Source organism: Microcoleus sp. B6-A1 (genome assembly GCF_036705085.1).
Taxonomy (GTDB): domain Bacteria; phylum Cyanobacteriota; class Cyanobacteriia; order Cyanobacteriales; family Microcoleaceae; genus Microcoleus.
This window is the reverse complement of sequence record NZ_JAUBTU010000104.1, coordinates 1-11912: the sequence shown is the minus strand read 5'-3', so window position 1 is coordinate 11912 and position 11912 is coordinate 1. Positions and strand designations below refer to the sequence as shown.

General features: G+C 44.0%; 14 protein-coding genes. 10 read left to right on the top strand and 4 right to left on the bottom strand.

The genetic code is table 11. From position 1 onward, the window contains the following. The first annotated feature begins 234 nt into the window (after window positions 1–234). The 5 genes from QUB11_RS26780 to QUB11_RS26760 all read left to right on the top strand — a co-directional run bounded on the left by QUB11_RS26780 (window position 235) and on the right by QUB11_RS26760 (window position 2722). Window positions 235–426 carry an NAD(P)H dehydrogenase subunit NdhS gene (locus tag QUB11_RS26780; RefSeq protein WP_015175937.1) on the top strand — a complete coding sequence of 64 codons (192 nt, stop codon included), beginning with the start codon at window positions 235–237 and terminating at the stop codon, window positions 424–426. Window positions 427–722: 296 nt separating this feature from the next. Beyond that, complete coding sequence (locus tag QUB11_RS26775) at window positions 723–1391, top strand: HAS-barrel domain-containing protein (RefSeq protein ID WP_333144649.1); 669 nt, start codon at window positions 723–725, stop codon at window positions 1389–1391. Between the two features lie 203 nt (window positions 1392–1594). Next, the gene (locus tag QUB11_RS26770) at window positions 1595–2011 is read left to right on the top strand and encodes a XisH family protein (protein WP_333150130.1); all 417 of its coding nucleotides are present in this window, start codon (window positions 1595–1597) and stop codon (window positions 2009–2011) included. Next, complete coding sequence (locus tag QUB11_RS26765; protein WP_333150128.1) at window positions 2002–2382, top strand: XisI protein; 381 nt, start codon at window positions 2002–2004, stop codon at window positions 2380–2382. The genes QUB11_RS26770 and QUB11_RS26765 overlap by 10 nt, the downstream gene beginning before the upstream one ends. 103 nt (window positions 2383–2485) lie before the next feature. After that, complete coding sequence (locus QUB11_RS26760; RefSeq protein WP_332959785.1) at window positions 2486–2722, top strand: helix-turn-helix transcriptional regulator; 237 nt, start codon at window positions 2486–2488, stop codon at window positions 2720–2722. 173 nt (window positions 2723–2895) lie between these two features. Here the strand turns inward: QUB11_RS26760 and QUB11_RS26755 are convergent, their stop codons facing one another. Next, entirely contained in the window at window positions 2896–3138 is a 243-nt protein-coding gene (locus QUB11_RS26755) for a helix-turn-helix transcriptional regulator (RefSeq protein ID WP_333199622.1), read from the bottom strand. 50 nt (window positions 3139–3188) lie between these two features. Continuing rightward, on the bottom strand, window positions 3189–3431 hold the full coding sequence (locus QUB11_RS26750) for a helix-turn-helix transcriptional regulator (RefSeq protein ID WP_333144653.1): 243 nt from the start codon (window positions 3429–3431) through the stop codon (window positions 3189–3191). Window positions 3432–3552: 121 nt separating this feature from the next. Between QUB11_RS26750 and QUB11_RS26745 the strand changes: the two genes are divergently transcribed. Both QUB11_RS26745 and QUB11_RS26740 read left to right on the top strand, forming a co-directional pair. Beyond that, window positions 3553–3804 (top strand): peptide ABC transporter substrate-binding protein, encoded by a 252-nt coding sequence (locus tag QUB11_RS26745; RefSeq protein ID WP_333199620.1) that lies wholly within the window; start codon window positions 3553–3555, stop codon window positions 3802–3804. Between the two features lie 173 nt (window positions 3805–3977). Then, the gene (locus tag QUB11_RS26740) at window positions 3978–4280 is read left to right on the top strand and encodes a Rieske (2Fe-2S) protein (RefSeq protein ID WP_333199618.1); all 303 of its coding nucleotides are present in this window, start codon (window positions 3978–3980) and stop codon (window positions 4278–4280) included. 103 nt (window positions 4281–4383) lie between these two features. On the opposite strand, the gene QUB11_RS26735 is transcribed toward QUB11_RS26740, so the two are convergent. Both QUB11_RS26735 and xrtO read right to left on the bottom strand, forming a co-directional pair. Further along, complete coding sequence (locus QUB11_RS26735; protein WP_333199616.1) at window positions 4384–7281, bottom strand: TIGR02921 family PEP-CTERM protein; 2898 nt, start codon at window positions 7279–7281, stop codon at window positions 4384–4386. Continuing rightward, window positions 7259–8845 (bottom strand): exosortase O, encoded by a 1587-nt coding sequence (gene xrtO, locus QUB11_RS26730; RefSeq protein WP_333199614.1) that lies wholly within the window; start codon window positions 8843–8845, stop codon window positions 7259–7261. The genes QUB11_RS26735 and xrtO overlap by 23 nt, the downstream gene beginning before the upstream one ends. Window positions 8846–8972: 127 nt before the next feature. On the opposite strand from xrtO, the gene smpB reads away from it, so the two are divergent. The 3 genes from smpB (at window position 8973) to QUB11_RS26715 (ending at window position 11701) form a co-directional block, all read left to right on the top strand. After that, window positions 8973–9440 carry an SsrA-binding protein SmpB gene (smpB, locus tag QUB11_RS26725; protein WP_006631384.1) on the top strand — a complete coding sequence of 156 codons (468 nt, stop codon included), beginning with the start codon at window positions 8973–8975 and terminating at the stop codon, window positions 9438–9440. A gap of 1320 nt (window positions 9441–10760) precedes the next feature. Then, a complete protein-coding gene (locus QUB11_RS26720) occupies window positions 10761–11477 on the top strand; it encodes a tetratricopeptide repeat protein (protein ID WP_333199612.1) in 717 nt (238 codons plus the stop codon). Beyond that, complete coding sequence (locus tag QUB11_RS26715; protein ID WP_333199610.1) at window positions 11474–11701, top strand: Osc7112_2153 family protein; 228 nt, start codon at window positions 11474–11476, stop codon at window positions 11699–11701. The genes QUB11_RS26720 and QUB11_RS26715 overlap by 4 nt, the downstream gene beginning before the upstream one ends. Window positions 11702–11912 lie beyond the last annotated feature (211 nt).

Sequence of the window (11912 nt, the reverse complement as noted above, 5' to 3'; positions counted from 1 at the left end):
AACAGGCATCTTGCCTGTGAGTGTTTGTGGAACAGGCATCTTGCCTGTTGAATTTGTGGAACAGGCATCTTGCCTGTTTAATTTGTGGAACAGGCATCTTGCCTGTGAGTGTTGGTGGAACAGGCATCTTGCCTGTGAGTGTTTGTGGAACAGGCATCTTGCCTGTTTTAGCATCAACTCTCGATCGCCAAGAAAAGGTAAACTATAAACAGCAAACATAACATTCAAACAATTATGATTTTTCCAGGTTCGGCAGTTCGAGTTAAAGATAAGGGTGAGATTTACTACGCCTTTCAAGGACAAGTCCAGCGAGTTAGCGACGGGAAAGTCGCGGTACTGTTTGAAGGCGGCAATTGGGACAAGCTGATCACGTTCAGGCTGTCACAGTTGGAACTTGTCGATGCTACGGCTGGTCGCGCGAAATAGTCATTAGTCATTAGTCATTAGTCATTAGTCATTGGTAATTAGTAATTGGTAATTGGTAAAGCAAGTATAACTGCCGGAAAATACACAAGTATGTCATTGCGAAGGTCACTCTGTGAAACTAAGCAATCGCAGGGGTTATGAGACCTTTACATTCTGTGACATACGAAAATTTATTTGCACCTACCTACTTACCCAAGACCAGTCTACTAACTGAAGACTATTGAAAACCAGCACAAAATTAATGACTAATGACTAATAACTAATGACTAATGACTAATAACTAATAACTAATAACTATGCGTTTACCTTTACCCCAATTTGCTACAAAAGAGCGCCATCCCGATCGCATTGCTGAGGTGATCGAGACGGCAACTTCGGAGTTTTTGGCTCAATGTTTGGAACCGGAAGACTTAAGCTTTCCCGTGATGCCACCTTTTGGGAGTTGGGTGAAGGCCGAGGATGAAGAGTCTAAAAATCAAATTTACGGCGTGGTTTATTATGCCACGACTAGCCCGATCGACTCGGTGCACAGAGCTCGCGCTTTGGGTTTGTCGCTGGAAGAGTTACGGGAAGAACAACCGCAGATTTTTGCGATGCTCAAAACCGAGTTTCGAGTGGCGATTGTGGGGTTTGAGACGGCGCCGGAAAGGTTGAACGGTCACGGCCCATCTAGGGGTAAAATTTATCAGTATTTGCCGCCGCGCCCGCCGCAAATTCACCAGGCGGTTTATCGCTGCGAACCGGATGAGGTGATTGATTTTACGGTGCAGTTGGATTTTTTGAGGACGCTGCTGGGGGTGGCTAATGCGCCGGTGGATGCGCTGACGGCGGCGGCGATTCGGGAGATTTATCAGTTGCGGATGCGCGATCGATCTTGGTTGGTGGAAGCGGGGAGGAGTTTGAGTGTTTTGTTGAAGGATGATTACGATCGGTTGAGAGTGATTTTGAGTCAGATTCATCCGTAGGGGGAAGCTGAATAGTATGTTTGAGGCCGATCGTCAAATATTGAGGCGATCGCACCAGCCAGACTCTGGTATTTCATGAGCCTTACAATTAAATGGAGGAGGAAGAAACGATCGCACTTAATTCAAAATGCGATCGCCCGTTTGTCTGGCACAGCCGTAAAAGATGATATAATGGGAGCGAGTAACATGATTTATCAAAATCTATGTCGGCCAAGGATATCTTTCATGCCTCTGTATGTTCAGCTTTGGAAAAGGAAGGGTGGACTATTACCCACGATCCTTTGTACCTCAAAGTAGACGAAGATAAGCTTTATGTGGACTTAGGGGCTGAAAATAATTTGTTAGGAGCCGAAAAGTACGGACAGAAGATAGCAGTAGAAATTAAGTGTTTTTTAGGTCTGTCATTGATAAATCAGTTTCACGAGGCTATAGGTCAAGCCTGGAATTATAAAGTGGTTTTGGAAGAGTCAGAACCGGATAGACTTCTTTATTTGGCAATTCCAGAAGATATTTATGAAGAGTTTTTTACTCGGCGTTTAGCTCGAATGTCAGTGACGCGGATGCAATTAAACTTGATTGTGTTTAATCCTGCGAGAGAGGCGATCGTTATATGGAAATAGAAAAGTATAGAGAGCTAATTCAATCAATCATTGAAAAACACTCTAGCTGCGGTTCGGACGATGGGGAGATAGAAACTGAAATTGCTTGTGACATCAAACGCGATCGCTATTTGATGTTTCATGTGGGATGGCGTGGAGAAAGACGAGTTTATGGTTGCGTTATTCACATCGATATTAAAGAGGACAAGATTTGGATTCAGCGAGATGGAACTGAAGTAGGAATTGCTAATGAGTTAATTGAAGTCGGAGTACCCAAGTCGGATATTGTTTTAGGGTACAGGTCTCCCTATATGCGTAAGTTTACGCTGGTTGGCGGCGGGCTAGGCGATCGCCCCAGCCAAACTCCGGTATTTGACGAACCATACAATTAAATTGAGAGGGAAAAAACGATCGCACTTAATGTACAAAGTTTACCGCACTTTGTGACAATCAGCAACGTTTACAGGAGGGTGACTCTCTGACACAATCGGGAGCATGGGAAGAGCAGGTAAAGCCCTCAAAAAAATATTAGAGGCATACGATATCAGTCAATATCAATTGGCGGCAAAGATGGAAATCGATCGCTCAAACGTTAGCCGTTGGGTGAGCGAAGAACGAGACCCATCTGCCGAGGCGGTATTTGCGATTAAGCAAGCGTTGCAGACATTCAATCGGCAGGCGGCTGATGAATTCGTCAGGTTGTACCTGGGAAATGGCGAGGAAAACGGTTAGGTTCTCAGGTGTGGAGAGTGTCGCACCGATCGCCCTTGCTGCATTCGAGGGCGATCGCCAATTAGTTTGTGAGAATTTATTTAAAGCCAGAAAGATTATATATTGTCAGCTATTTGTTGAGTCTATTTTAAGCATAGGTGGCATGGGAGACGATCGCCCGATCGCCCATATTATTACTCTTCGAGTTTTTCCTCCAAATCATCTAAATACAAACGAATAAAATCCCCTGCTGCATCGGGATTAATTTGCTGTAATCCCTTGCGAATCTCTAGAACCGCTTGAGATGCCGGATCTCTATTCTCGTTAACCCAACGGTTAATGCTCGATCGTCCAATGCCCATAATCGCTGCCAATTGATTTTGACTGATGCCATAGGTTTCTAAAACCTGCTTCAGCGCCTTTCCTGCCTTACTCATGCCTTCTATGTTCTCAGAAGCTCACAGCTAAGTAAAGATTGTGGACATTATTACTCTTCGAGTTTTTCCTCCAAATCATCTAAATACAAACGAATGAACTCCCCTGCGGCATCGGGGTTAATTTGCCATAGTGCTTTCCGAATGTCCAACACTGCCTCTGCTACGGGATCTCTACTTTCATTGACCCAACGATGAATGTTGGAACGTGCTACGCCCATTGTCACAGCCAAGCGATTTTGACTGATGTTATAAGTTTCCAGCACCTGCTTGAGTGCTTTGCCTGCTTTTGCCATGCCTCAGATTGTCTCAGAGGGCGATCTCTTCGTAAATGTTGCTTCTAGGCAACATTGAGGATAGAATGATTGTGTTGCTTATAGGCAACACAATCGTTCACTGCGAACACAAAAAACGCTTATGTCGAAAAACTTCCTTGCCAATCCCCCAGCAACCGATACTGCTACACAGACAGTACCTGTAGCAGAGCCTCCGCCACCCGATCGAGAACCCGTCAAAATCCTGCTGATAGGTTCTCCCAAAGCGGTGAGGAGCATCATTCACATCCTTTACTGTTTGGGTTTTGCCTCTGTCAGCGAGTGGAGCCCGCTGCAACCTGCCCAAAAGCCCGGTGAAGTTATGAGCATTCTCATGCGTTACCTGCGGCTATAGGGGTGATATAACATTCTTTGCGGGCGTGAATTACCGCCAACAGCTTGTACAGTCTATTCAGACTTTAAGAGGTGTTGGCGTTAGAATTAGACCGCGATCGCTCGTTGTTCACTATGCCTTTCGGGCGATCGCGCATTAATTGGCAATAATTTATTTAAACCGAGAAAGATTATATGTGGGTAGAGATAACAGGGCTGAATCAAGTTCCCGAATGGGATATTTTGAAGGTAAAAGTTGAGGGTACTTCGCTGATTTTGAATCGTCAAGGCATGAATGTCACTTGTTACCGCAATGCTTGCACTCATTTAGAATATCCGATCGACATGGGTAAGGTAAGCGGCGGTATCATTACCTGTCCGTTTCACAAATATCAGTACAAATTAGATACGGGTAAATGTTTGAATGCACCCGCCGATTCCCTGGAATCTTATCCGGTAAAGATTGAGGGCGATCGAGTTTTTGTAGAAATAAATTAGTCAGGACTTACGGACTCCGACAAAGAAACCGGGTTTTTTACGAAATACTTTGTTACACACCCTAAATTAGGTAAAAAACCCGGTTTCTGCGCCCATGTGTACTTTATACCGTTTTCGCGCGCCGCTGACGGAGAAAAACTGCCAAAAGCCCGATCGCACCTACCGTCAACAGTAGCCATTCTTCCGGTTCAGGAACCCCCGAAACATTCAGAGGATTATTCGGCTTACTCAACTGTTCCTTACCCGATTCTACCTCTCTGTCAAATCGATCGCTCTTAGCTTCCGCTGCTTTTAGCTGCTCCCTTTGCGCGTCATTAACTAACACAATCATCGAAGAATAAGGCGTCACAACTTTGAAATTTTTAGCTACTGCGTGCATCGCATCCAGTTGCGTCAATTGATTTGAATTTTTCTGCTTGCTAAGTGCAGTTATCAACTGCCGCGCAGCTATCGGTTTAAAACCTTCATTCCCGGTATCTTTTAGCTCTGTAACAGCCCCCGATTTGAGTGTCTTTTCTGATTTGGAATTTTTGGCATAACTCCAAGCATAGCCGTCAACAACGCTAACAGTAGATTGGCCCGAAGCTGCTGTCGTTGCTACTCGCTGCATCGCCTCTTTCATATCTGTAGAAACTCCGCCGCCGCTATCTTGAATGACCTTTAAAGTTGCGTCGTCGTAGCCGGGGGGCAAACCTCCCAAATGCACTGTCCATAGGGGTGAAGAGATGGAAAGTTTAAGTTTGCGATCGTCCGACAATTCGTAACTGTGGCGATCGCTCACCAAAAATACAGTATCGTAACTTTTATCGCCCTGCAACTGTGCAAACTGTTGCAGCATATCTTTGAGCTGGATTGTACCGTAAAATGTCACCTTTGCCGCATCGAAATTGCGTAAATCTTCCACAAACTTAGGTGGCATTCCCGCAGCGCTGGCGATATACAAATCAACACCATTTTTGCCTGCTGCATTAGCTTTCAACCATTCAAAAGTCTCTTTTACTTCCTTACTTTCCGCCGCCATGCTACGGGAAGTATCGAGAATAACTGCAAATTTCTTGCCTTGCGGTAGCGAGTAATTTGCATCAGCCAGCGGCTTAGCAGAAATGATATTTCCTCGCGGTAGAATCGCCTGCTGCGCTGTTAGCGGTTGCTGTGCGGCTGCGGGCAAAAAGGGTGGCAGCCAAGTTTCTCTTGCTTCTTTACCGCTGTATTTTACATCTTTCCCGGCGATCGTGCGCCGAGTATTTTGGTTCCAAAAAATGTTGCGTTTCTCAGCCAAAACAGGCATAGCCCAACCCTGGGGCTGGCGCATGACTTTGTAAGTAAGCCACAGGTGCATTTCCGTTGGCCCGCCAGTTGGGGTAAATTCTCGTTTTGCTGGGATTGGAAAAGCCCGCAAGCGGTATTGTTTGGGGCCAATTTGTTCTAGCAAAGCCGGATCGACTCTTTCTACTACCTGTTGATTGTAGACTTGTTGGGCGGCACCTCTAGGCGATACCGTAAATACAAAACGTTTGTTTAAATCGCCAGTATCTCCCAGCCAAACTCCTGTAACTGCGGCGCTTTCCGGCAGCGAAAAGTAGTAGAATACTTCTTGCAAGTTCGGCGTTTGATTTTTGTAAACTTCGTAGAGTTGAACGTCAGCCCAGTCGCCGTTTTCTTTGACTGTCACTTCTTGCGACTGCAACCATACTTTTTCTTGATTGACATTCAGCAAACCAGCTTTAGCTTCTTCCCGGTTTGATGTTGACTGTACCGCGTGTTTTACTGCTTCTGTATCGCCTTTTTGCAGTTGCGTATCGAAGAATTCGCCGTAGAGTTTTTCGGCTTTTTCCACATCAGCACTAGAGCCTTGATACAAAAACGGCGACATTAAAAAATTATAGCTGTTCTGCAAAGTTTGAGCCGCTCCGTCAGGGAAAATCCAACTATTTTTGTATAACTCATAAATGTGGTTGTTTTCTCCTACAGTGCTGAGGTAGCGGTAAGGGGACAAATAAGCGTTAACTAAGCCCGATCGAATCATATCAGACTTGGCTAATAAAGTTTGGCGAACCGTGTCATTTGCGGGGGGAGTCGCCAGCATTTTCAGCGCTGCGACTTGTGGCTGCTGCTGCAAAGCGGAGAAAATAGCCAGCCAAGCTGCTATGACTCCCAAACTTCCCATTAGCGCTTTATTTTTCCCGTATTGTGCAGCAAAACTCTGCCATATTTTCCGCCCGGAATGAATGTAGAGAAAGCCGTACAGCGAAGGCATGACAACGAATAAGCTACAGGTTAAACCAAACAATATAAACGATAGCGGTATCCAAATTAAAGCCGAGGCCCACGCCCCGTATCTAAACATCTCCAGAAATGGTGAGACCCATGTAAACTTGAAAAATTGAATGACGAAAAATAAGAATCCATAAAGTGTATACAATGCCACAGGTACAGCGTAATAAAGCAGCAATGTTGCCGCCCAAATGCCAACTACTACCATTAAACTGTGACATCCTAATTGCAGCCACGCACTTCGCTTTTCTCCGATTAACCTGAAAAAACGAGGTTGTTGATTAGGGGAATTCTGGGAATCGAAAATATTTTGCACATTTTCTCTTTTACCCAGATATCCGTACAGCATTTCCACTGAAAATGCTGCTATGCACAAAGCAATAGTAGCGATGATTTGAGAACTAGCTGGGGTGAGTTCTCGTAGCAGGAACAAGCGCAGCAAACAAAGCAAAAATAGCGGTGCTTCTACGCCGTAAAACCAACGCATTAGCTGTAGGGGTTGCTTGCGAAAACGCCTAGCCCCTATTACAGTACATACAGTGGGTACTGCGATCGTAGCTGCCATCGTCAAAGAAAACTCTAGCGGGATGATGCCATCGATTGTCGCCTTAATTAATGGCACTCCTATAAGAGGCAAAATTCCCAAGTAAACAATCGATAAAAATGTCAAATTCCAAACCCAAAATATTGTTTTAAAAATTCCATCAAATACCTGTTTGATTTTCATTTATTTCTCCTTGTAAGCTTTGTTTAACGGTAGTGTATACATTACTCGCAAACTCTTTTACTTCCTGATTTTCGGCTTGTAACGAACTGTCAAATAAAATGGAAACTAGCACCCAATTGTGATTTTTGTGGGTGAGGTCGCTGCCGATACGGGACATGAAGTTATCTGTAGTTAGCTGTGCAGATTGCAGCCAGTATGCTGCTGATAATTGGTTGTTTTTGAGAGACAGCCAGCGCGCTGTTACTGAAGGAGTTAGCTGTTTTTTTTCTATGCGATTGACGGGAATTCCGCTGGCTACAAAACACAACTCGGGGGCGTGATAAGTTTGCCAAGATGTGCTGGCTACTGTGAGCATGGAACCGCGCAAGTTGCCGGCGACAAATCTGATTTTTTGTGTTTGCGTGTCTGGATAGTTGCCAAAGAATTTTTGTTCGCTAGGATTGAGGGGAATAGACTCTGATTTAATGTATTCAGGTAATGTTAAAGAGGCGATCGCCATTTTTGGCGTTTCTACGTGAGACAGTTGAGCCATTACTGCCAAAACAGTGACTGCTGCAATTATTCCGGGTTTGGCTAAAGGGTGATTTTGCAGAATTTCTGAGTTTGGTTTTGCAGAAATACCGCTGGTTTTTTCTGGCTGAAATTTCGGTACTCGTTGCAGCATTAACCACGTCACAAAACAAGCACATACTAAACCGACAATTCCCAGAGGAACGTGCATAATTTGTGCTATGTTTGGCTGTTGAAAAACTTCTGAAACCAGGACTAACACGCCAACCCGCGCAGTGTTAGCACACACCAACATTAAGAGATTAGCAGCGCCGACTGCTAGCCATCTTAAGCTCAATTTACGCGCTTCCAGCCAGGTAGCAGCTAGCAAAAAGAGCGTTCCCACTAAGAGGGTTTTAATGCCGCTACAAGGCACGTCCACATGAGCGATGCCGTTTTCCAAAACGATAATATCGTAAGAAGAAATAGCCCCAATGTGCAGCAGGGAGAGCAACTGTTCTACTACCTGAGCAGTGAGCACTCGCGCTGGCAAACCTAATGCGCTATTAAACTGACTGTTGAATGGTAAAATACAAGCCAGCAAGCCCGCAACTGGTAAGTTTTTTCGCCAAAAGTTCGGCTTCACCAGTAAGCCGCACAGCCCGTAAGTTCCGAGGATAAATAGCAGGACAGTAATTTGTTTGATATCAATTATGCACTGAAGGGCGATCGAGCAAATACCCGCACCCAACATCAATAGCAGCGGATCTCGCCTCAAAACGAAATTGGGCGAAAATCCCGGCGGACGATCCTCTTCGAGGGATGCGCTAACGGAGTTCCCCGTCGATCGCACTACTAATGCTACAATCAGAAAGCCAATTACTATCTTGTACAGTGTGGGTATCTCAACAAACGAGGATAACAGCCACTTAACAGCCGAGATATTGGCCCAAAACCAAGCAAGCGCCAGCAAAAAAGGAGCCAGCCAAACCAAATTAACCGCAGGATGAGGAGTAACAGAATCTGGAATTGCAGAATCAGTGATATTGGTGCGCTGCATGATACCGCTTGACATTCACGTTGGTGACATCTTAGCTCAGCCAAATTGGTAATGTCTAGACCGATTATTTAAGTTTTGTCAAGCTTCGATTTTCTCTACAGAGAAGCTACCGTTATAATAATTAATTTTATCGGAGGTAAAAATGAGCGAAAAAAGTCCAGGATACAAAATTGTTAGCGATAACCGACAAGCGCGCCATCTCTATGAAATTATAGAGACATACCAAGTGGGAATCGAGTTGAAGGGAACCGAAGTCAAATCTATTCGGGAAGGAAAAGCCAATTTGCGGGACGGATATGGTTTAGTTCGGAACGGCGAACTGTGGCTCATCAACGTTCACATTTCGCCTTGGAGAAGTGCTAGCAACTATTTTAATCACGAACCCCGCCGCACCCGTAAATTGCTGATGCACAAGCAGGAAATTCGCAAATTAATCGGCAAAGTGGAAGAAAAAGGCTTGACTTTAGTGCCGTTAAAAATGTATTTGAAAGGCGGCTGGGTAAAATTAGATATCGGTTTGGGTAAAGGGAAAAAACTGTACGACAAGCGCGAAGATTTGAAGAAACGCGAAGATAAGCGGGATATGGAAAGAGCGATGAAACAATTTTAGTCATTAGTCATTAGTCATTAGTCATTAGTCATTAGTCATTAGTCATTAGTCATTAGTCATTAGTCAACAGTCATTAGTCATTAGTCATTAGTCAACAGTCATTAGTCATTAGTCAGTAGTCAGTAGTCATTAGTCATTAGTCAACAGTCATTAGTCATTAGTCATCAATTCCCCAGTCAACAGTCAACAATTCCCCAGTCATTAGTTATTAGTCATCAGTCATTAGTCATTAGACATCTCCGAAAAATCAACTAAAATCTTTGCTACTCGAAGGTTGAAAGTTAATTTATGGAGATGTTTATTACTCAGGAGTCATTAGTGATTAATGATTGGTAATTGCTGATTAGTGATTGATTATTTTAAATCTAGTTCGGTTAATTACCCATCATAAAATTGTTTGATATCCCCCGTTGAGAATTTTGAGGGCTTTCGTGGTCACTACAAACATAATTAGAGTTATAGCGCTTCTCAAGCGTGGTGAGGTATGGGGGCTTTGTCCTATGCCTATGCCCAATGCCCAATGCGCTATGCCCTATGCCCCAGAACACCTCATGTTACTGAGAAAGGCTATATCTTATCTGATACTTTTAATCCAGACAATCTCCGACAACCTGAGAGAATCCGAATATAGCACACTCATCAGACAGGTCCCAGAGCATGGTGGTATCCCACAAAGCTTTAAGGAAAATCCCTAAAGCGCTACTCAAACTGGGTGTTTTCTAACCACAGTTGGGGCAGTGAAAAATTTTAGAGCCACCTAACTTTTATGGCTCTAACCGTATTTTGCACAAATCAAGGAGGTGTATTCTTCACTGGTTTTGACCAACCTCGAACCGCAAGGATTACAGAGATGCTCTCAAGCGAAAGCTTGAGAGAAGTGAGAGAAAGTCCAAGTCATCATTACTGATGGTTTTATGCAGGCTACTTCAGTCTACACCAATTGTTATGAGTATTACCTACAAGTCTAGGAAAATATCATCCTAGCAATTGCTCCTCATACAGTCGCATACTGTCGATCGACTGACCGCTGAGTAAGTATTATTACTTAGGCAATGGCAACAGTTCTACCTTCTTGCTGCTTGCCGCTTCTTTTTCCTGAAAATATCCGGATGGCTTGTGGAGTCTCATGAATGATTAACCTATGCTCGAATACCTCTGGCTAGTGGGAAAATTACCCAAGCATTCGGCTGTGGACTGACAAACTCTTATGAGAAATGGGCTCAAACCTGAGTCATTTCGTAAGATTATGAGGCCATTAGGGTGGCAATTAAATCTGGCAAAAAAAATATCGCTCAACTCTCAAGTTAAAAAATGCTAAAAATGACACCATTAGCTAACATTTTCAATGCCATGAAAGAGCCAGCAAAAAACCATCACAACTCGAAGTGGGGAGCCTTCTTGCTGATCCTAGCAGTAGGCTTTGGCGGCTGGAAAATTGGGCGGCCGGAACTGGCATCTTTTTTTAATAATATGGCATTTGAAAACTACAAAGCCAATCGATTGGCTGATACTCAACAAGCATATGAGTTAGCGCTCAGGGTAGATCCAAAAAGCCGAACAGCTCTTTACAATTTAGGATGGCTTTGCGAAGAGGTGCAAGATTTAGAGTGCGCCAGAGCAAAATATCTGCAAGCTGCAAAACTCGGTCTGCCTGCTGCTTACAGCAACCTGGCTAGGTTATATATAGTCGATAAAAAAAACTATCCGGCTGCCGTTCACTTCCTGTGGCAAGGTTTGAAATTAGCTGAGGACGATCGAGTAAAATATTCTTTACTCAAAAACTTGGGATGGGCTCGCCTGGAACAGGGTCGATATTCAGAGGCATTGCAACATCTGGATGCAGCGATTAAACTTGATAGTGAAGGGCCAGCAACTTACTGCTTAAAAGCGCAAGTCCTAGAAAAGATGAAAAATACTAAGGCAGCGCTACCGCAGTGGAAAATTTGTCTAAAGTATGCGGATTCTCAAGAATTCGATGAGGATATATGGATAGGGATGGCACGTCAACGATTAAACGAGGAAAAAACAAATAAATGAAACGCACAGTTTTGTTTTCATCAACCATACTGGCAATTATAACGGTACTGGAGCTAAGTCAAGCCTCAACAGCACTCCCAACTCCTTCGACTGTTAACCCTGCCGTTAATGAATCAGTCGAAACGCCGTTCGACTCCAATCAATCGACCTGGCGGCGGTGCACAGATAGAGGTCGTTCTTATCCGTGTCCCAGATTCATCATGCCTTCGGAGAGCGAAGAATAAGAGTTATTTTCAATAAATTTTGTAGAGTGTATCATCACCACTTTACAGCAACAGGTATGTAGTATGTAGTAGTAGTAGTATACAGGGTGCGCCGTCCGCACCTTATAGCATTTGAGATTTGAGATTAAGAATTGAACCCACATTCCGCAGATATTTAGACAAATTTAATAGTTTTAAATTGGGAGGCATAAAGCCATGGAATCAATATATA

Excerpts from the sequence above, each read along its gene's own strand:
- QUB11_RS26755 (WP_333199622.1), bottom strand. The coding sequence starts at position 3,138 with ATGAGTAAGGCAGGAAAGGCGCTGAAGCAGGTTTTAGAAACCTATGGC.
- QUB11_RS26780 (WP_015175937.1), top strand. The coding sequence starts at position 235 with ATGATTTTTCCAGGTTCGGCAGTTCGAGTTAAAGATAAGGGTGAGATT.
- QUB11_RS26735 (WP_333199616.1), bottom strand. The coding sequence starts at position 7,281 with ATGAAAATCAAACAGGTATTTGATGGAATTTTTAAAACAATATTTTGG.
- QUB11_RS26740 (WP_333199618.1), top strand. The coding sequence starts at position 3,978 with ATGTGGGTAGAGATAACAGGGCTGAATCAAGTTCCCGAATGGGATATT.
- QUB11_RS26720 (WP_333199612.1), top strand. The coding sequence starts at position 10,761 with ATGACACCATTAGCTAACATTTTCAATGCCATGAAAGAGCCAGCAAAA.
- xrtO (WP_333199614.1), bottom strand. The coding sequence starts at position 8,845 with ATGTCAAGCGGTATCATGCAGCGCACCAATATCACTGATTCTGCAATT.
- QUB11_RS26750 (WP_333144653.1), bottom strand. The coding sequence starts at position 3,431 with ATGGCAAAAGCAGGCAAAGCACTCAAGCAGGTGCTGGAAACTTATAAC.
- QUB11_RS26775 (WP_333144649.1), top strand. The coding sequence starts at position 723 with ATGCGTTTACCTTTACCCCAATTTGCTACAAAAGAGCGCCATCCCGAT.
- QUB11_RS26765 (WP_333150128.1), top strand. The coding sequence starts at position 2,002 with ATGGAAATAGAAAAGTATAGAGAGCTAATTCAATCAATCATTGAAAAA.
- smpB (WP_006631384.1), top strand. The coding sequence starts at position 8,973 with ATGAGCGAAAAAAGTCCAGGATACAAAATTGTTAGCGATAACCGACAA.
- QUB11_RS26770 (WP_333150130.1), top strand. The coding sequence starts at position 1,595 with ATGTCGGCCAAGGATATCTTTCATGCCTCTGTATGTTCAGCTTTGGAA.
- QUB11_RS26745 (WP_333199620.1), top strand. The coding sequence starts at position 3,553 with ATGTCGAAAAACTTCCTTGCCAATCCCCCAGCAACCGATACTGCTACA.
- QUB11_RS26715 (WP_333199610.1), top strand. The coding sequence starts at position 11,474 with ATGAAACGCACAGTTTTGTTTTCATCAACCATACTGGCAATTATAACG.
- QUB11_RS26760 (WP_332959785.1), top strand. The coding sequence starts at position 2,486 with ATGGGAAGAGCAGGTAAAGCCCTCAAAAAAATATTAGAGGCATACGAT.